Annotated in this window: 9 protein-coding genes; all 9 read left to right on the top strand. The window is 58.8% G+C overall.

What is annotated here, in order from left to right; all coding sequences use genetic code 11:
• Positions 1–98: 98 nt before the first annotated feature.
• The 9 genes from FFS57_RS14960 (at position 99) to FFS57_RS15000 (ending at position 19,601) form a co-directional block, all read left to right on the top strand.
• On the top strand, positions 99–11,564 hold the full coding sequence (locus tag FFS57_RS14960; protein ID WP_171013971.1) for a non-ribosomal peptide synthetase: 11,466 nt from the start codon (positions 99–101) through the stop codon (positions 11,562–11,564).
• A gap of 15 nt (positions 11,565–11,579) precedes the next feature.
• The gene (locus tag FFS57_RS14965; protein WP_137938618.1) at positions 11,580–12,020 is read left to right on the top strand and encodes a carboxymuconolactone decarboxylase family protein; all 441 of its coding nucleotides are present in this window, start codon (positions 11,580–11,582) and stop codon (positions 12,018–12,020) included.
• Positions 12,010–12,837: a nucleotidyltransferase domain-containing protein gene (locus FFS57_RS14970; RefSeq protein WP_137938619.1), complete on the top strand. Its 828-nt coding sequence runs from the start codon at positions 12,010–12,012 to the stop codon at positions 12,835–12,837. The genes FFS57_RS14965 and FFS57_RS14970 overlap by 11 nt, the downstream gene beginning before the upstream one ends.
• Positions 12,838–13,114: 277 nt before the next feature.
• Positions 13,115–14,350: an MFS transporter gene (locus FFS57_RS14975; protein WP_171013972.1), complete on the top strand. Its 1,236-nt coding sequence runs from the start codon at positions 13,115–13,117 to the stop codon at positions 14,348–14,350.
• Complete coding sequence (locus tag FFS57_RS14980; protein ID WP_137938621.1) at positions 14,350–14,895, top strand: hypothetical protein; 546 nt, start codon at positions 14,350–14,352, stop codon at positions 14,893–14,895. Before FFS57_RS14975 ends, FFS57_RS14980 begins: the two co-directional genes overlap by 1 nt.
• Positions 14,896–14,917: 22 nt before the next feature.
• Positions 14,918–16,588 carry an AMP-binding protein gene (locus FFS57_RS14985; RefSeq protein ID WP_171013973.1) on the top strand — a complete coding sequence of 557 codons (1,671 nt, stop codon included), beginning with the start codon at positions 14,918–14,920 and terminating at the stop codon, positions 16,586–16,588.
• Entirely contained in the window at positions 16,585–17,358 is a 774-nt protein-coding gene (locus FFS57_RS14990; RefSeq protein ID WP_171013974.1) for a thioesterase II family protein, read from the top strand. Before FFS57_RS14985 ends, FFS57_RS14990 begins: the two co-directional genes overlap by 4 nt.
• Complete coding sequence (locus tag FFS57_RS14995) at positions 17,355–19,043, top strand: NAD+ synthase (protein ID WP_137938624.1); 1,689 nt, start codon at positions 17,355–17,357, stop codon at positions 19,041–19,043. Before FFS57_RS14990 ends, FFS57_RS14995 begins: the two co-directional genes overlap by 4 nt.
• 3 nt (positions 19,044–19,046) lie before the next feature.
• On the top strand, positions 19,047–19,601 hold the full coding sequence (locus tag FFS57_RS15000; RefSeq protein WP_137938625.1) for a flavin reductase family protein: 555 nt from the start codon (positions 19,047–19,049) through the stop codon (positions 19,599–19,601).
• The last annotated feature ends 19 nt before the right edge of the window (positions 19,602–19,620 follow it).

Below are 19,620 nucleotides of genomic sequence, written 5' to 3' on the forward strand. Positions count from 1 at the left end.
AGGCGCCTAATGGCAAACCCTGCCCGTTTGCCAGAACCTGATGATTCCCACCGCTACCTGTGGTTTGTTCGGATAGCGGGTAGCGCTTTGAGATGACGATGATGCAACTTCCTGGCAATGCGAAGAATTACTATGATGTGATCCGTCACTGGGCGGACGTGCGACCGGATCAACTGGCCTTCAATTTTATGCAGAACGGTGAGGAAACCACCGCCACGCTGACTTTTGGCCAATTGGATCAAGAGGCGAGAGCTGTCGCCGGCATGTTGCAGACCCGTGGGTTGTCGGGTCAGGCTGTACTGTTGCAGTATCGGCCCGGCCTGGACTTCATCGTGGCATTTTTCGGTTGCCTGTATGCGGGCGCCATTGCGGTATCTGCTTACCCGCCCACGGGCAATCGCTCCAAATCTGATCGTTTGCAAAAGTTGGTGGCCAGTTGTGGCGCCCAGACGATTCTGACCAATGCTGCCACCTTGCCGGATTTGTTGCGTGAAGCAGAGGCGTCGGATCGCGATCCATTACCGATGATCTGCACGGACCAATTGTCAACCGTGGAGGCATTACTATGGAGAAACCCAGCCGCCACAACGGGAACCATTGCTTTCCTGCAGTATTCGTCGGGCTCAACGGGCGACCCGAAAGGCGTCATCATCAGTCATGGCAACATCCTGCAAAACCAGCAACTGATTCGTGAAGGCATGGGCAATGGCCCCCACACCGTGTTTGCCAGCTGGTTGCCATTGTTTCATGACATGGGGCTGATCGGTAACGTGATGCAGCCGTTGTTCTTGGGGGTGCCGTGCCATTTGATGCCGCCAATGGCTTTCCTGCAAAAGCCGCTGCGCTGGTTGAAGGTCATTTCCGAGCAGGGGGTGACGTGTACGGGTGGCCCCAATTTTGCCTATGACCTGTGTGTCGACAAAGTAGCGGAAGCTGATCGTGCCGGGTTGGATTTATCCAGTTGGTCAGTGGTGTATAACGGCGCTGAGCCAATCCGTGCCGCGACACAACGACGTTTTCTGGAAACCTACGCGCCACACGGGGTACGGGAAAGCGCGATCTATCCTTGTTATGGGCTGGCCGAGGCTACGCTGTTCGTGACCGGCCCAGTGCCGGGCAGCATCTCCCCAATGATCGAGGTGGATGCCGATGCACTGGAGTCAGGTGTGTTGGCACCGCTGTTGGCCAGTACGGCTCAACGCACCCGTTCGCTGGTCAGTTGCGGTAAACCTTGGGGTGATCAACAGGTTCGGATCGTTCACCCGGAAACGCGCAAGTTATGTGCCGCGGGCGAAATCGGCGAAATCTGGCTGCAAGGCGAAAGTGTTTCGCGTGGCTATTGGATGCGACCCGACGCGGATGCGGCCGTGTTTCAGATTTGTGCCGATCTGCCCGATGCTGGGCTGTTTTGTCGTACGGGTGATCTGGGCACGTTGCTGGATGGGGAGTTGTATGTCACTGGTCGTCTCAAGGAATTGCTGATTGTCCGTGGCCGTAACCATTATCCGCAGGATATTGAAGCAACCGTACAACAAGCGTGGTCTGGCTTTGTCAGTGGCGGTGGGGCAGCTTTTCTGCATGAGGGCGGGCAAGGGGAGCAATTGGTCGTGGTGCAGGAAGTCGGGCGCACCGCGTTACGCCAATATGATCACGAAGCCGTATTGCAGCAGGTTCGCGAGCGAGTGGCTGCAGTCCATGGCTTGACGTTGTCCCGGCTCATTGCCATCAAGCCGGCAACGTTGGCTAAGACCTCCAGCGGCAAGATCCGTCGTGGTTTCATGAAATCGGCCTGGTTGTCGGGTGGCCTGTCGTTGGTCGAGGGGCAATCAAATGCGCTTGACGCAGCTCACCAGACAAGTGATCAAGGCTTGGTCGCCCTGGCCTTGCAAGATATCGCGATCCCATTGCCACGGCTCGACCCCAACGCCAGTTTGTTGCAGGCCGGGCTGGATTCATTACAGCTGATTGAATTGCAAGGCAGTTTGGGGAGGCGCCTGGGTAGCCTGCCCCCGATTGAATGGCTATTCAGCGAGCAATCGCTTGCCGAATTGGAAGCTGCATTGATCAACCTGCCGCGTGATTCTGTCGCGTCGGCCGTGACATCGCTTGCAACAACCGATGCATCGGTAAGCTTTACCCCTGCCACCTCGGGCCAGCGACGCTTGTGGTTGCTTGACCAGCAAGGAGCGGGCAGCGCCTACAACATCGCCGCAGGTATTGCCTGGCAGGGCAAGCTGAATCTTCAGGCCTGGTGCCAGGCGTTGAATGCCTGTTTGGCGCGTCATCCCGCCCTGCGTACCTTACTGATTGAGCAGAATGGTGAGCTGAGCCAGCAGTTGGCTGATGCACAACCGATGGTCGACTTGATTCCCGTGCCAGAACAACCGCCGGAGGATTGGCTGGCGGCTTTCGCCAATCGCCCGTTCGATCTGGCACATGACCTGCCGATTCGGGTCTGCATGACACAAGCGGATGCAGAGACCCATTACTTCTTTATCAGCGTCCACCATACCGCCATCGACGGCTGGGGTTTTTCAGTACTGCTGAAGGAATTGCGCAGTGCCTATGACAGTTTCTGCCAGGGCACCATACCGACTTGGCCTGTCAATAGCACGACCATGGCGGACGTGGCACGTCGTCAGCATTCAGCTCAGCATGACACGGCGTTGGCGTTTTGGCGTGAACGGCTGACATCTCCGCCTGTTCCTATCCGTTTTAATGGGGCGGGTGAAGTGGCTGGTGCCGCCTTTGCGGGTGGCGATTTGCTGTTCGATTTACCCATTGAGTTATGTAACCAGTTAAGTGCCTGCGCCGCGTCGAGCGGTGTGACGCCGTATCATTGGTTGCTGGCGGTGTACAAGCTGTTGCTGAGCAAGTATGCGGGGCAACGTGACCTGTGCGTGTTGGTACCGGTCGCCAACCGCAGCCACCCGGACACCCAGCCACTGGTGGGTTTCCTGACCAACACCGTGGTCAGCCGCAGTGTGCTGGACCCAGCGCAATCGCTGCTGGCCTTGGTGCAGCAGGAAGCGGCGGCGACGCGGGCGATGCTGCCGCACCAGGGTATCCCGTTCGAACAGGTGGTGGCGGATGGCCGGGCACGTGGCGACACAGTGCCCAGCAACCTGATGTTCAGCCTGCAGACGGTATCGGAACAGGACCTGGCGCTGCCGGGCCTGCGCACCCGGCTGCTGCGTTACCGCCCGCAGCAAGCCAAGTTCGACCTGTGTCTGACGGTGGAACAACGCGGTCAACACTGGCAAGGCCTGTTCGACTACCGGCAGGCGGCACTGAGCGCGGCGCAGGTAGCGACCTTGGCCGCCGGCTACCAGACCTTGCTGCGCCAGGCGTTGGCCGACCCACAGCGTGTACTGGGCGAGTTCGCCCTGGCCGAGCCGAGCGCACCGGCCGCGCTGGCGCGCCCCACACCCTGGCAGCCGGTGCTGGCCCAGATCGCCGCGCAAGTGGCCGCCACGCCGCAGGCGGTGGCGCTGGTCCAGGGCGACCAGTCACTGGACTACGCCACCCTGTGGGCACGAGTGGGCGCCACCGCCGAGCAACTGCGGCAGCATGGCCTGGGTGCCGGGCAGCAGATCGGCCTGCAACTGCCGGCCAGCCCGGCACTGGTGATCGCGCTGCTGGCCAGCCTGGCAGTCGGGGCCGCCTATGTCCCGCTGGACCCGCAACTGCCGCTGGCCCGGCGACAGACCCTGATCGAAGAAGCGCAACTGTCGGCGCTGTTCCTGACCGCGGAGCCGACCGACGCCACCGTCACAGAGACTGCCACGTCCACCATCCCCTTATTGACCGTCTCGCCCCATCGGCTGGCTGACTGGCAACCCACGCCGGTCGAACCGACCGACGCGGCCTACCTGATCTTCACCTCCGGCTCCACCGGACGGCCGAAAGCCGCGCGGGTGCATCACGGCGGCCTGACCGGCCTGTTGCAGTGGTACCGGCAGACCTGCCTGACCGACGCGGCCCGGGTGTTGGTGATCAGCAACCCCAGCTTCGACCTGACCCAGAAGAACCTGCTCGGTCCGCTGACCTGCGGTGGCCAGATCGGCTTCCCGAGCAGCGCCCGCTTCGACCCGCAAGCGATCCTGCAGGCGCTCCAGGTACAACAGGCGCAACTGGTCAACTGCACCCCGACCGCCTTCCACAGCCTGCTGCTGGACAGCGAACCCGACCACTACCGGGCATTGGCCAGCCTGCGGCAAGTGGTCCTGGGCGGCGAACCGATCCAGCTGGAGCCGTTACGGCACTGGCAGCAGGTCAGCGGCAGTCCGGCGCGTATCCTCAACAGCTATGGCCCCACCGAATGCGCCGACGTGGTCGCCTACCACTGGCTGGCGGCCGACCTGCAACAACAGACAAGCCCGGTGCCCTTGGGCCATGCTGTGGCTGGTTGCTGGCTGCAAGTGGTCGACCAGGACGGTCAGCCGCTGCCGGAGGGGGTGGTCGGTGAACTGCAGATCGACGGCGACTGCGTCGGACTGGGCTACTTCCAGCGCCCGGACCTGACCGTGCAGGCCTTCCTGAGCGGCGGCCTTGGCCATACCGGGCAACGCTACCGCACCGGTGACCTGGTGTACTGCCAGGACGGCTGCTACCACTACCTGGGCCGTCGCGACCAACAGATCAAACTGAACGGCTACCGCATCGAACTGGGGGAGATCGAAGCCGCCCTGCTGGCGGTGCCGGCGATCGCCCAGGCAGCGGTGGCCTTGCGTCAGGACGACCACGGCCACCCGATCCTGGTCGGCTTCTACCAGAGCCGGGATGGCCAGGCGCAAGCGGAAGCCAGCTTGCGGCAGACCCTGGCGCAGACCCTGGCCAGCTACCAGCTGCCGGCCCGTTACCTGTGGCTGCCTGAGCTGCCGCTGACCCGCAGCGGCAAGGTGGACCGTAACGCCTTGCCGCAGCACCTGCCGGCCCGGCAGGAGGGGACCGCGCAGCAGGACGACTGGACCGCATCGGAACGGCAACTGGCGGGCCTGTGGCAAACCTTGCTGGGGCAGGCGCCACGGCAGCGGACGGACGACTTCTTTGCCCTGGGTGGGCATTCGCTGCTGGCGTTGGAACTGGTACGGCGCGTCCGGCAGGAGCTGGGCTTGGCGCTGAGCGTGGAAGCCATCTTCCGCCATGGCCAGCTGGCCGACATGGCCCAGCAACTGCAAGCCACTGCGGCCGAGGCCCCGATCCCGGCCCTGGCTGGCGGCTCGCCGCAGCCCGCCACCCCTGGCCAGCAACGGCTGTGGTTATTGGACCGGTTAGGCGCCGGCAGTGCCTACCATGTGGCGGCAGGCATCGAACTGCATGGTCCGTTGCAACGCGAGGCGTGGCAACAAGCCGTACTTGCCACCTTGCAACGTCATCCCGCCTTGCGGACCCGCCTGCAGGAGCACGCCGGGCAACTGCAGCAACACTGGGACCTACCGGCCCCAGACTGCGCTCTGCAGTCTGCCCCCGCCAGCGACAGCCAGGCCTTGTTGCAGGCCTTTGCCGATCGACCGTTCGATCTGGCGCAGGATGCCCCGTGCCGCAGTCAATTGATCTGTCACGGTCCTGAGCATCACACCTTCCTGCTGTGTCTGCACCATAGCGCCATCGACGAATGGGCGATGGCGCAGTTGCTGGACGAACTGACCGCGACCTATCAGCACCTGCTGCAGACCGGTCAATTGCCCTCATTGCCGGCGGTGACGCTGACGGTGGCGGACTGGGCCGTCTGGCAAGCCGGGCAGCCGGCCCAGCAACAGGCTGGTCGCGACTACTGGCAGCAGCAACTGACCCCGGCGGTATCCCCGCTGCGCTTTGGCGCGGCTGCCAGTGACGACGATCGGGCTGGCCAGCTGATCCTCAATTTGCCGGACAGTCTGCACAGCGTCTTGCAACAACGCGCCGCGTCGAGCGGTGTGACGCCGTATCATTGGTTGCTGGCGGTGTACAAGCTGTTGCTGAGCAAGTATGCGGGGCAACGTGACCTGTGCGTGTTGGTACCGGTCGCCAACCGCAGCCACCCGGACACCCAGCCACTGGTGGGTTTCCTGACCAACACCGTGGTCAGCCGCAGTGTGCTGGACCCAGCGCAATCGCTGCTGGCCTTGGTGCAGCAGGAAGCGGCGGCGACGCGGGCGATGCTGCCGCACCAGGGTATCCCGTTCGAACAGGTGGTGGCGGATGGCCGGGCACGTGGCGACACAGTGCCCAGCAACCTGATGTTCAGCCTGCAGACGGTATCGGAACAGGACCTGGCGCTGCCGGGCCTGCGCACCCGGCTGCTGCGTTACCGCCCGCAGCAAGCCAAGTTCGACCTGTGTCTGACGGTGGAACAACGCGGTCAACACTGGCAAGGCCTGTTCGACTACCGGCAGGCGGCACTGAGCGCGGCGCAGGTAGCGACCTTGGCCGCCGGCTACCAGACCTTGCTGCGCCAGGCGTTGGCCGACCCACAGCGTGTACTGGGCGAGTTCGCCCTGGCCGAGCCGAGCGCACCGGCCGCGCTGGCGCGCCCCACACCCTGGCAGCCGGTGCTGGCCCAGATCGCCGCGCAAGTGGCCGCCACGCCGCAGGCGGTGGCGCTGGTCCAGGGCGACCAGTCACTGGACTACGCCACCCTGTGGGCACGAGTGGGCGCCACCGCCGAGCAACTGCGGCAGCATGGCCTGGGTGCCGGGCAGCAGATCGGCCTGCAACTGCCGGCCAGCCCGGCACTGGTGATCGCGCTGCTGGCCAGCCTGGCAGTCGGGGCCGCCTATGTCCCGCTGGACCCGCAACTGCCGCTGGCCCGGCGACAGACCCTGATCGAAGAAGCGCAACTGTCGGCGCTGTTCCTGACCGCGGAGCCGACCGACGCCACCGTCACAGAGACTGCCACGTCCACCATCCCCTTATTGACCGTCTCGCCCCATCGGCTGGCTGACTGGCAACCCACGCCGGTCGAACCGACCGACGCGGCCTACCTGATCTTCACCTCCGGCTCCACCGGACGGCCGAAAGCCGCGCGGGTGCATCACGGCGGCCTGACCGGCCTGTTGCAGTGGTACCGGCAGACCTGCCTGACCGACGCGGCCCGGGTGTTGGTGATCAGCAACCCCAGCTTCGACCTGACCCAGAAGAACCTGCTCGGTCCGCTGACCTGCGGTGGCCAGATCGGCTTCCCGAGCAGCGCCCGCTTCGACCCGCAAGCGATCCTGCAGGCGCTCCAGGTACAACAGGCGCAACTGGTCAACTGCACCCCGACCGCCTTCCACAGCCTGCTGCTGGACAGCGAACCCGACCACTACCGGGCATTGGCCAGCCTGCGGCAAGTGGTCCTGGGCGGCGAACCGATCCAGCTGGAGCCGTTACGGCACTGGCAGCAGGTCAGCGGCAGTCCGGCGCGTATCCTCAACAGCTATGGCCCCACCGAATGCGCCGACGTGGTCGCCTACCACTGGCTGGCGGCCGACCTGCAACAACAGACAAGCCCGGTGCCCTTGGGCCATGCTGTGGCTGGTTGCTGGCTGCAAGTGGTCGACCAGGACGGTCAGCCGCTGCCGGAGGGGGTGGTCGGTGAACTGCAGATCGACGGCGACTGCGTCGGACTGGGCTACTTCCAGCGCCCGGACCTGACCGTGCAGGCCTTCCTGAGCGGCGGCCTTGGCCATACCGGGCAACGCTACCGCACCGGTGACCTGGTGTACTGCCAGGACGGCTGCTACCACTACCTGGGCCGTCGCGACCAACAGATCAAACTGAACGGCTACCGCATCGAACTGGGGGAGATCGAAGCCGCCCTGCTGGCGGTGCCGGCGATCGCCCAGGCAGCGGTGGCCTTGCGTCAGGACGACCACGGCCACCCGATCCTGGTCGGCTTCTACCAGAGCCGGGATGGCCAGGCGCAAGCGGAAGCCAGCTTGCGGCAGACCCTGGCGCAGACCCTGGCCAGCTACCAGCTGCCGGCCCGTTACCTGTGGCTGCCTGAGCTGCCGCTGACCCGCAGCGGCAAGGTGGACCGTAACGCCTTGCCGCAGCACCTGCCGGCCCGGCAGGAGGGGACCGCGCAGCAGGACGACTGGACCGCATCGGAACGGCAACTGGCGGGCCTGTGGCAAACCTTGCTGGGGCAGGCGCCACGGCAGCGGACGGACGACTTCTTTGCCCTGGGTGGGCATTCGCTGCTGGCATTGGAACTGGTACGGCGCGTCCGGCAGGAGCTGGGCTTGGCGCTGGATATCGATATTGTGTTCCGTCATGCCACGTTGGGTGGCATGGCCTCACATCTTTCTCAAGATGGGATGATGGCGGCATTGCCTACCTTGTCAGTAGCACATTGCGTGCCATTGACGGCCATGCAGCGACGCTTGTGGTTCCTGTTCCGCTTGGAAGGGCCGAACGCAAATTACAACATGGCCGCGGCGTACCGACTGGAAGGCAGGCTGGATATCGGTGCTTTGGCGGCCGGCTTGCGTGATCTACTGGCGCGCCATTGGATTTTGCGTAGCCAGCTGGATTGTCATCACGACATGCCCACATTGCAAGTGATGCCGTACGAAATCGTTCTGATCGAACGGCACTGGGTGGAGCCTGCAGTCGTTGAGTCGCAAATGGCCGCTTTTTTGAGCAGACCGTTTGATCTGGTACACGAGCCGCTGTCACGCTTTGGTATTTGGTCGGTCAGTGCGGAAGAGCACTACCTGCTGGCCAATATCCACCATATCGCTTGCGACGGTATGTCATTGATCACGTTGTTTGGCGAATTGAGCGAAGCTTATCGTCGTCGTCGGGACGGCGAACCCCCGTTCATTGATCGCGCGCCGGTGCAGTTTGCCGAATTGGCGCAATACCAGGCCGATGAACAGCAGCGGGAAGATTATCGTCGTCAGTTGGCCGAGCTGGCCGAGATGTTACGTGACGCACCACCGGAATCCGGCTTACCCGTTGATCGAGACCGGTCGCCGAGCAGTCATTACCAGACATCGCGACATCACTTCCAACTGGACTCAGCGACACGTCGCCATGTCCAGCAACTGGCGGCAGAACAAGCAACGACGCCGTTCTGCGTGCTGCTGGCCAGTTGGTTCCTGCTATTGGCTACCTATCGGCGACAGCATGATCTGGTCGTCGGTGTACCGATTGTGTGTCGCGATGTGCCAGGTAGTGAGGATGTGATCGGGCCATTGCTGAATACGCTGGCAATCAGGGTGGATAGCGCGGAGGCCACGGATTTTGTCGAATTACTGCGTCGGACGACTCAGGCCTTCCGCTTTGCACGGGATCGACGGTCGGTGGCCTTTGACGATGTGGTGGATGCAGTCAATCCACCGCGGCGGCTCGGCTTGTCCCCGTTGTTTCAGGTTCAATTTGTACTGGACCCTGTTTCACAGGCAGGGTTGGCATTGGATGGCGTCAGTGTGACCGCCATGCCATTGGGCGATGGCAGTGCGAAGTATGACTTGAATGTCCATTTGTTCGATGACGGCAATACGATTGAGATCAATCTCGATTACCGCAGCGCGCTGTATCTGCCAGACACCATCCAGGCCCTGGGCGCCAGTTGGGCAGCGTTATTGCAAATGGTGGCCAGCAATCCGGCCAAGCCGCTGGCTGGTTTGTGCTTGCTGTCGGCGGCTCAACTGGATGAATTGAATCTTGTTCAGTCCCGGCCGGACACAACCTTACTGGCAGATGATCTGGTACACCACCTGTTTGAACAGCAGGCCGGCCACTCGCCTGATCAGGTGGCCTTGCTGAGCGAGAGCGGGCAATTGAGTTATGGCGAGCTGAATCAGCAAGCCAATCAATTTGCGCATAAATTGATTGCTGCTGGTGTACAGCCAGGTGACATCGTGGGGGTGTTCCAGTCACGTGGTTTTGCGCGGATTGTGTCCTTGTTCGGTATTTTGAAAGCCGGGGCTACCTACTTGCCGATCGACCCGGAATGGCCGTCAGCACGCCGTCAATTGGTGCTCGGTCAGGCGGCGTGTCGTGCAGTGGTGGTGGAAGCCACCTTGCGAAGCGAGATCGATGCGCTTGGGTTGCCAGCGGTTTTACCGTATGGCAACGACGATACGCATTTCGATATCACCGCGCCTCAGGTGCCAGTAACGGCAGAGCATCCGTGCTACCTGATGTTTACCTCCGGCTCGACGGGTGTTCCCAAGGGGGTTCTGATTCGGCACGGTGGCGTAGCCCATGATCTGCAGTTCCTGATCCGCAAGCTGGGGTTACGTCATGGCCACAGGGTCCTGCAATTGACTGCTTTCAGTTTCGACCCATCCGTGCGTGATCTGTTTGCCGCGCTGGGGGCTGGGGCGAGTGCTGTGGTGGTCGACGATACGGTCGCCAAGCACCCGGCGCGCATCATTAACACCATAGTGGGACAGCGCGTCAGCCATGTGCTGTCGATGGTGCCGACCTTGCTGCGGGCGTTGTTGGCAGAGCAGGGGAGATTGGTGACAGACGGACATGCCTTGCAAGCGCTGATGTTGAACGGCGAGCGGTTGCGTGGCGACGATTGTCGTCGCGCCCGCCAGCTGTTTGGCCCAGCTCTGACGCTGATCAACCAGTATGGCCCGACCGAAGCCACCATGACCAGTGCGACACACGTTGTCGCAGAACAGGATCTGGATACCCTGACGGTGCCACTGGGTGTACCCAACGCCAATACCACGCTGTTCGTGGTGGATGCGCATGGGCAACCGTTACCGCAAGGGGCCATTGGCGAAATCTGGATAGCGGGGCCTGGTCTGGCTGCTGGGTATACCAATCAACCTGAGCAAACCGCGGCCAACTTTGTGACGACCCAATGGGATCAGCTGGGCTGCCCTTTGCCTTGCTATCGAACTGGTGATTTGGGGCGTTGGCGCGGTGACGGTGTGTTGACTTTTCATGGTCGGATCGACTTCCAGATCAAGTTGCGTGGTAACCGGATCGAACTGGGTGAGATCGACGCTGCCATTGGTCAACTACCGGGCGTGGCTCATTGCGCCACGACGATCCATGAAGTGGAAGGGCAGACGCCACTATTGGTAGCGTTCATGACCAGCAGCAACGGGATGACCCTCGATTCCGTGGCATTGAAACAAGCCCTGTCGCAGTACTTACCGTCCCACATGGTCCCGGTACATTTCTTCACGCTGCCCGCTTTGCCGTTGACTGCCAGTGGCAAGGTTGACCGCAAGCGCTTGCCAGATGCCACGCCCTATCTTCAGCAACGGCAACCGGTGGAAGGCATCGTGCCGAAAAACAAGCTGGAACAAGAAATCGCATCTGTCTGGATGGCATTGTTGAGTCTGTCCGCATTGCCAAACCGAGAAGCCAATTTCTTTGAGCTGGGCGCCAATTCATTGCTGATGGTACAAGCGCGGGACCGGCTGGTCGAACGTCTGAATCTGCAGCTGGATGTTGTGGATTTGTTTCAGCACCCGAGTATTGCCGCGCTTGGGAAACATCTTCAACAACAGAATCAACCTGAAGAAAGCGCGTCAACCACGGTTCAAAGTGAATCAGCAGTACACGCTGCACGCCGCAAGCAGGCGCTGACCGCGCGACGACCTGGCCGGCCTGGGCTGCAATAAACAAGGAGCTTTGCAATGGATACCCAAGATAAACATCACGAATCCAGTCGATTGGAAACTGGCATCGCAGTCTTGAAGGAGATGGAACTGGACCTTGGCAATCCGCACGGCTTATTGCATGGGATGCGTGTCAATGCACCAGCCTTCAAGCAACGGACTATTGAAATGTTTGGGGAGTTTTATGGAGGAGAACAAGCCATCGACCTCAAGACAAAACTGTTGTTGGCAACGGCATTGGCTGCCACCCAGCCGTCAGAAGAAGGTGGGCTGGAGTTCCATGTGGCAGCGGCCATCAAAGCGGGTTGGTCGAAGCTGGAAGTGGTAAATGTGATTGAATTGACTGCATTTTTCGTGGGTTGGCAGAAGGCCATCAAAGCGATGCAGGTGGCCATTCAGACTTTTGACAAAATTGATCAATTAGCACCACAAGGTCAGGAGATATCGCATGCCGGCTGATATAAAGGCTGTGGGCTCCTTTCTGCCCCTAACCCCTGATGGCGCACTGATCAACGATACCAGTCTGTCCCATATCGAGCCGAGCCTGGCAAAGGAAACGGTGCGTCTATATGAGCAATGGTTTGGCGACACACTGCGCAGTGTTTATGTACGTGGCTCGGTCGCAAGAGGCAATGCAATCCCGGGATGTTCCGATTTCGATACCTTTGCGGTACTGGATCGTGACGCATTGCCACAATGCCCGGCGCCGACCGATACAGAACTGAAGCATTTATCCATGCTGGCACCGGGCTTAACGCAGTTTGAATTTCACGCCTGCACCGAAGCAAATGTGTTGGACAGCTATTACAGCACTTGGCCCTTTCTGATCAAAACACAATCTGTTTGCCTGCATGGCATCGATTATGCGCAACAGCTCGAAAACTATTACCCGGGCCCGGAAGTGATGGGGGAGGCTTTGTATGTACCGGAACGACTGCGGTTGTATGGCGAGCGATTGCAAAACGAGCAGCAAGTGGCACAAAAGGTGAATACCTGCGAATGGATCATGAAAGCGTTGGTACGAGCAGCGTTTGATCTGACCATGGATCGGTGCCGGCAATATACCCGTGACCTATGGCTATGCCATCGGACATTCGCTGAGTATTACTCCGCACAGGCGAATGACTGTCATCAAGCACTTTGCTGGGCGATTGAGCCCGATGCAGATTCGATTGCCCAATCGGAATTGGTCAATCGCCTGGGGGCTTGGATCACCAATGAGATGTTAAGACTGGTTGGACAATATGGCATCGATTTGAGTCGTTACCGGCTGTAGTTGGGGTGACTACCGGTACGGAATAGCTAGCCTGGATATTTCATAAATTGACGCGAGTGCTGGCTTGTCTTTTGATCCATATGAAGATTTTCGTTCTGTCGCGCGTAAGAGCCACTACGCGACTCCTTCACGAAATCTCCCTATGAATCAAAATCCTGCGCCATCACCTCGCGAATTCGCGAAATATCCAGGTTAGATGATTTAAGGCTGGATGTGGCAAGTTGACCTGGCGAATGATAGGCGTGCCGCCCAGAATCTGCTGAAAATAGGAGTAGTCGTGCCAAGCTTGATGGAAGTGATTCGTGACCGTAGCTTTATCAGGATATGGTTAGCCATCTTTGTCAGTACCACCGGTAACTTTTTGCTGATGTTGTCGTTGTCAGTATATGTTTACCAACATACCACCTCCAATTTTGCGGCGGCTGCAGTATTTGCCACACAATGGCTTGCGGCGATTTTTTCAGCACCGTTGGTCAACGTGCTGAGCAGCCGTTTGTCCTCACGCCGTCTATCCGCTTACAGCGAATGGGTAGGCGGTGCGATTTCGTTGCTGATTGGTTTGAGCTATGGTTGGCTACCTGCTGTCTATCTGTGGTTGTTCGGTCGTGGGCTGGCCGAAAGTATCAGTAAGTCGGCACGGGTGGTGGCTTTGAAAGAGCATGTCCCGGATCGATTCATTGAAAAAGCGGCGTCATTGGTGGGTACCGCTACCTTTCTTGGAATTTCAATTGGTTCGCTGATTGGTGCCGCACTGGTCGGCAAGTTGACCATGCTAGGGATTACGCTGGCAGATGCGTTGACCTTCTTGATATCCGGGGCGCTGTATTGCTCGCTATCTCCATTACATGCCGAAACGGCAGCCCGTCCCACGGGTGGCAGGGCCAGTATCTGGCAAGTGTTCAGTGTGGTGCAGCAGAGCCCCGACATGACCCGGCATTTTGCCTACGTAGTCATGACCACCGCATTCTTTCAGGGATATCACAATATTGCTCGTACCTTGTTGCCGGTATCTCATCTGCAGATGGGGCCGCAAGGGGTCATGTACCTGCAAGCGATCGCCAGCGCGGCATTCTTTGTTGGGGCAATGTTTGTGGCGCTGTTGATGCAGCAAAACAACCGTGCTGGTAAAGCGGAGCCATGGGTCATGTGTTTATGGGCTGCCATGGCGATGTTGGGTTCGGTGCTGTTGCAGTGGACCATTCCCAGTCTATTGGTGTACGCCGTCTACCTATTCCTGTTTGAAATGGCTTTTACGTTCTCTCAGAAAAATCTGATCACTGCTTGCCCCAAGGAAAACATGGCGGTGGTGTCTTCCATTGGCATTTCAGCGTCCACCCTGGGGATTGTGGTGGTGATTTATCTGGGTGGATGGTTATCTGATGTGATGGGTCTGCTCAGCACCACATTGGTCATGTTTGGGGCAATTGTTGTCAGCATGGTGTTGATCGAATTGCGTTTTATGCAAGGCAAAAGAATACAGATGTTCAATCGAATGGGTGAGGAACAGAAATAATGGACAGACGACTGCGGATTGATTTGACTGACAAGCTGACCCACTGGCTGAAGCCAACTGTGGGCGATATTGTCGCCGATTTCTCTCGGGCCTTGGCCAGCAAGCAGATAGCTGGCACGAAGCCACCTTATATATTGGGTAGCCAGCATTGTGTGGGTTTCACCGAAACCCCGCTCAATGTATCAGCCAAGCTGCTGGCATCCTCCAAGACCTTTGGGATCAATTATGCGCCTGTGGGGTTTGTTGTCGACCGTAATTGGTTGTTCCGCCAAGGTGCACGTCCGGTGATCTATCAGACTGAGGCAGAAGCGACTCAGTTGCCTGACAGTCAGTTGTATCGTCATGTGACCTTGGACCCCGATCGGAACATCGATTTCACTTGGAAACGTGAATGGCGAGTTCCTACCCAGCATTTGATACTGGATGAACGTTACTGCACGCCCGTGGTGCCATCTGTCGAATGGTTGCAATTGATTCGCGAAGGACAAGGCGACGCGGTCGAGCAATGGCTGCGTAATGCAATTGTCCTGTCACATTTCCTGTGATTCGAAATCAAGGCTGATCACCATGTCTGAAATCTTCAAACCCGCTTTGTCACAAGGTGGGCCGCTGAATCATCCAGTCAAGGCGTTATCGTCCTTGGCTGCCGCACTGGCGCGGGCGGCAGCTGCTGATGAGCAGATCGGTATTCATGTGGTTGACAGGGCCGGTCAGGTCGTTTTCTTCAGCTACCGAGAGGTCTATCAGCGAGCCCAGGCGATTGCTGCGCGATTGTTGGCGGCAGGGGCGCGCCCTGGCAGTAACGTGCTGATCCGATTGGCCGATCCAATGTCATTCCTGTTGGCATTCTGGGGCGCTGTAGTGGGGGGATTCGCTGTCGTACCATTGGCCGCCAGTAACCCCTGGCCTGACGATGAGCTCGCGCTACGTGGTGTGGTCAGCGCCCTGAAGCAGCTGGATGCCACAGTCATGTGGGTTGCCGGCGATGAATTGGAGCGGGTTGCGTCTGCCAAGGCACGGTTTGGCTGGGATGAACTGACCGTCATCAATGGTGACATGTTGTCCATCACCACAGCGGATGCTGAACCAATCGCGGTATCGGAACGATGTGCCGCGGATCTTGCCGTCATCTTCCCTACCTCTGGCTCAACGGGGGTACCCAAGCCGGTCATGCAAACCGGGGACGCCATACTGAGCATGTGTGCTGGTGGCATCTTGATGAATGATTTCTCGCCGACTGATTGCTTTCTTAACTGGATGCCGATGGATCATGTCGGTGCGGTTGTTTTTCTCGGGGTTTTGCCGGTGTGCGCAGGCGCTTCGCAGGTACACATTGCCCATGGTCTGGTGCGGCAGGATGTTACCCGTTGGCTTGATTTTATCGAGCAGTACCGTGCTACCGTGACCTGGGTGCCGAATTACGTGTTTCATGTCGTCGCCAAAGCGCTGTTGCAACGCACCGATGCCAACTGGGATCTGTCTTCAATGCGTTTCCTGGTCAATGCGGGTGAAAGTATCAGTACCCGATTTGCTGAACATTTTGTTGATCGACTCGCCCAACATGGGTTACGTCGGCAGTCTGTACGCCCTGCATTTGGTATGTCGGAAACCTGTTCGGGCATTACCTGGCCAACGGGTCTTTCGGTGGTCGATGGTCGCTATGCAAGCCTGGGCAAGCCCATTGCGGGTGCTGAGATTCGGATTGTGGATGAGCAAGGGGCGGTGCTGCTGGAAGGAGACGTGGGAGCCCTGCAGGTCAAAGGGCCATCGGTAACCTGTGGTTACTACAACGCTGGGCAGGATGAAAAGTTTCTGGTGGATGGATGGTTCGATACCGGTGATCGCGCATTTATCCTGAACGGCGAGCTGTATATGACCGATCGGGAAGGAGATGGCATCGATGTAGCGGGGCAAAATCTCCATTCTTACGAATTAGAGGCACAACTGGAGGAGCTGACAGGTGTTGCAGCTGGATACTGCGCAGTATGCAAGGTGGTCGAACAAGGGCGTACCGTGCTGGGCGTGTTCTACTGTGCTGAGCAGGGTGGCGATGCTGTTGCACTGTTGTCGCAGATTCAACAAGTCGTAGCGCAGCAGATTTCGGATATCGCAGTGCATTACTTCCCCTGCAGCCAAACTGATATCCCACGCACATCCATTGGCAAGATTCAACGCAAGGCCTTGCGCCGTCGATTGGTCGCATGGCTGGCGGAACAACCCGACATGGCACGCTCATGAATCCAATATTTCTGCAGAATCTGCATCGTTACCATTCAACACCGCCGACTTGCGTGGGTTTTGGTTATGCTGGTGGAAATGGCATGGTATTTCAGCCACTTGCTCAGCCATTGACGGATGCGGTCAGCCTGGCCGAATTCGTCATGCCTGGGCGAGGGCGTCGAATCCGGGATGCGCAGGATGGCACATTGCAAGATATCTGCCATGAAGCCGTTCAAGCCATTCTGCCCATGGGAACATCCCCCATTTTGCTGGGTTACAGTCTGGGGGCACTGCTGGCCTATGAAGTTGCCTTGATGTTGACTGAGGCTGGCATGCCACCCAAGGCACTATTGGTGTGTGCAATGAATGCCCCGCATCAGCTACCGCCCGCCAAAGATGTTCATCGGATGACCTTGCCTGCTTTACAGCAGCATCTGGCCACCATGGGCGGCACGCCGGCCGAAATTCTTGCTGATCTTGAGTTGTTGGCCTGCTTTGCGAAACCCATCCAGCACGACTACCGGCTGATTGAAACTTATCGCCCACAGGCCCGGCCATTGTTGACTTGTCCAATCGAGGTGTTGGCTGGTGAACTCGACCCAGAAACCGATCTGGGTGGTATTGCTGCTTGGCAGTCGCTGACGTTAGGCCCGTGCCGCCAGCACTGGTTGCCAGCCGGTCACTTCTTCATTCATTCGCATCTGCTACAAATGGCTGACTTGCTGCGGTCAGCCATCTCCCGTGCTTGTCATCATTCGTCCCCGGCTGGGGTGGAGTCATTGTCTTGAAGAACCAATCACTATCGATTGCCTGCGCCCAACTCAACCCACGCGTGGGTGACATTCTCGGCAATAGCCGGCATATCCAGTCCGCCTGGCTGGAGGCCCAACAGTTGTCGGCCAATCTGCTGATCATGCCTGAAATGGCGTTGTCTGGTTATCCGGCAGAAGACCTGGTGCTCAAGCCCGAGTTCATGGATTGCATTGAGCGTGAAGTGTCACAGTTACAGCAATTGTCTGAGGCCAGTACGTGTGCGTTGTTGCTGACCACACCGTGGCGGATTCATGGCGTGCTCGCCAATGCGGCTTTACTGATTGATCAGGGTGAGATCAAGCAGGTATTGAGCAAGCAGCTGTTGCCCAATTATGGCGTGTTCGACGAACTGCGTATCTTCAGCCCTGGCCGTGATAACACGCCGATCGAACTTGCTGGAATCAAACTCGGTGTTCTGTTGTGTGAAGACGGCTGGCAAAGCAACGTGGCGCAACAATTGCAACAACAAGGCGCACAAGCGCTGTTGGCCTTGAATGCCAGTCCTTATTCACGTCAAAAACGTGCCGCGCGGCTGGCTGCGGCTGGGGCGCGGGTGCAGGAGACCGGTTTGCCCCTGCTGTATGTCAATCTGTTGGGTGGGCAGGATGAACTGGTATTCGACGGGGCGGGTTTCGCGTTGAATGCACAGGGCCAATTGGCGGCGACGTTCCCTGCATGGCAACCATCGTTGGATGTGGTCACGCTGGTGGCGAACGAGGACGCACGTTGGCAATGGGTGGATGGGCCTCATCACAACCAGCCGGCCGATATCGGCGACGCTTATGCTGGCATGGTGCTTGGCTTGCGTGACTATGTCATCAAGAATGGTTTTCCTGGCGTGGTGTTGGGTTTGTCCGGCGGGATTGATTCTGCACTGGTTGCCGTTGCAGCGGCCGATGCGTTGGGGCCTGATCAAGTATTGGCAGTGATGATGCCTTCGCGTTACACCAGTCAGGATAGTCTGGATGATGCCAAAGCCATTGCCGATGCCTTGGGTATTCGGTTGCATCATATTGCCATCGAGCCTGCCCACACAGCGCTTGAAGGCATGCTGAACGGGGTACTGGGTGAACAGCTGGGTGATCTGACCGGCCAGAATCTGCAAGCACGAACCCGTGGCGTGACGTTGATGGCCTTGTCCAATCAGTTGAATTACATGTTGCTGACGACAGGAAACAAATCGGAGATGGCTGTGGGTTATGCCACGTTGTATGGCGATATGTGCGGTGGGTTCAACCCACTGAAAGATGTGTACAAGACCGATGTCTATGTGGCAGCACAGTGGCGTAACCAGCATACCTTGGCGGATGGCCTGGCGCCGGCCGGGCAAATGATCCCGGATCGGGTGTTGACCAAGGCGCCTACCGCGGAGTTGAAGCCGGGGCAAAAGGATCAGGACAATCTGCCAGCTTATGACGAGCTGGATGCCATTCTGCATGGTCTGGTCGAGTTGGAGCAGACCGTTGCAGATCTGGTTTCACAGGGCTTTGCGCGTGATACGGTCCTGCGAGTCTGGACCTTGCTGGAGCGGGCTGAATACAAGCGGCGACAGGCACCGCCGGGCGTCAAACTGAGCGAAAAGGCGTTGTCGCGTGAGCGGCGGTATCCCATGACCAACGGGTTTGTGCCTCACCTGCAAGCGGCCTTACTGGTTGATTGAGCGATGACCACGCTCGGACAAACCATCGAAACAGGCACGATGCCGGCACCGCTCGATAGTCGTGCCTTGCGCAGGGTTCTGTCGCAATTTGCGACCGGTGTGGCCATCGTGGCGACCCAAGCGGGTGATGCCCAGCCGGTCGGGTTGACGATCAATTCGTTCAGTTCGGTATCGCTTGATCCACCGTTGGTGTTATGGAGTTTGTCACGACAATCCGGGCTGTTGCCGATTTTTCAGGCAACAGGCCACTTTGCGATCAGTATCCTCAACCATCAGCAGAGTGTATTGGGCCGGCATTTTGCCACTGCACCGGGCAATCGGTTTACCAGCGTGCCGCATCGGTTGATGCTGCACGATCAACCTGTGGTGGACGATGTCCTGGCCTGGTTTGTATGCGCCAATCGGAGGCAATACGTAGAAGGCGATCACGTCATTTTCATTGGCGAAGTATTGCAATGCGAGCGCATGACCACTACGCAACCGCTGCTGTTCTGGAACGGGGATATGAATCCGTTCTGTATCGATCAGCCAGCAATGGCGAGTCAGGTAACAATCTAGTTTGTTGAGGATCTTGTCT

The sequence above is a fragment of the Chitinivorax sp. B genome, from assembly GCF_005503445.1.
Classification (GTDB): domain Bacteria; phylum Pseudomonadota; class Gammaproteobacteria; order Burkholderiales; family SCOH01; genus Chitinivorax.

Coding starts and splice junctions, on each gene's coding strand:
- FFS57_RS14960 (WP_171013971.1), top strand. CDS start 99: ATGATGCAACTTCCTGGCAATGCGAAGAATTACTATGATGTGATCCGT.
- FFS57_RS14965 (WP_137938618.1), top strand. CDS start 11,580: ATGGATACCCAAGATAAACATCACGAATCCAGTCGATTGGAAACTGGC.
- FFS57_RS14970 (WP_137938619.1), top strand. CDS start 12,010: ATGCCGGCTGATATAAAGGCTGTGGGCTCCTTTCTGCCCCTAACCCCT.
- FFS57_RS14980 (WP_137938621.1), top strand. CDS start 14,350: ATGGACAGACGACTGCGGATTGATTTGACTGACAAGCTGACCCACTGG.
- FFS57_RS14985 (WP_171013973.1), top strand. CDS start 14,918: ATGTCTGAAATCTTCAAACCCGCTTTGTCACAAGGTGGGCCGCTGAAT.
- FFS57_RS14990 (WP_171013974.1), top strand. CDS start 16,585: ATGAATCCAATATTTCTGCAGAATCTGCATCGTTACCATTCAACACCG.
- FFS57_RS15000 (WP_137938625.1), top strand. CDS start 19,047: ATGACCACGCTCGGACAAACCATCGAAACAGGCACGATGCCGGCACCG.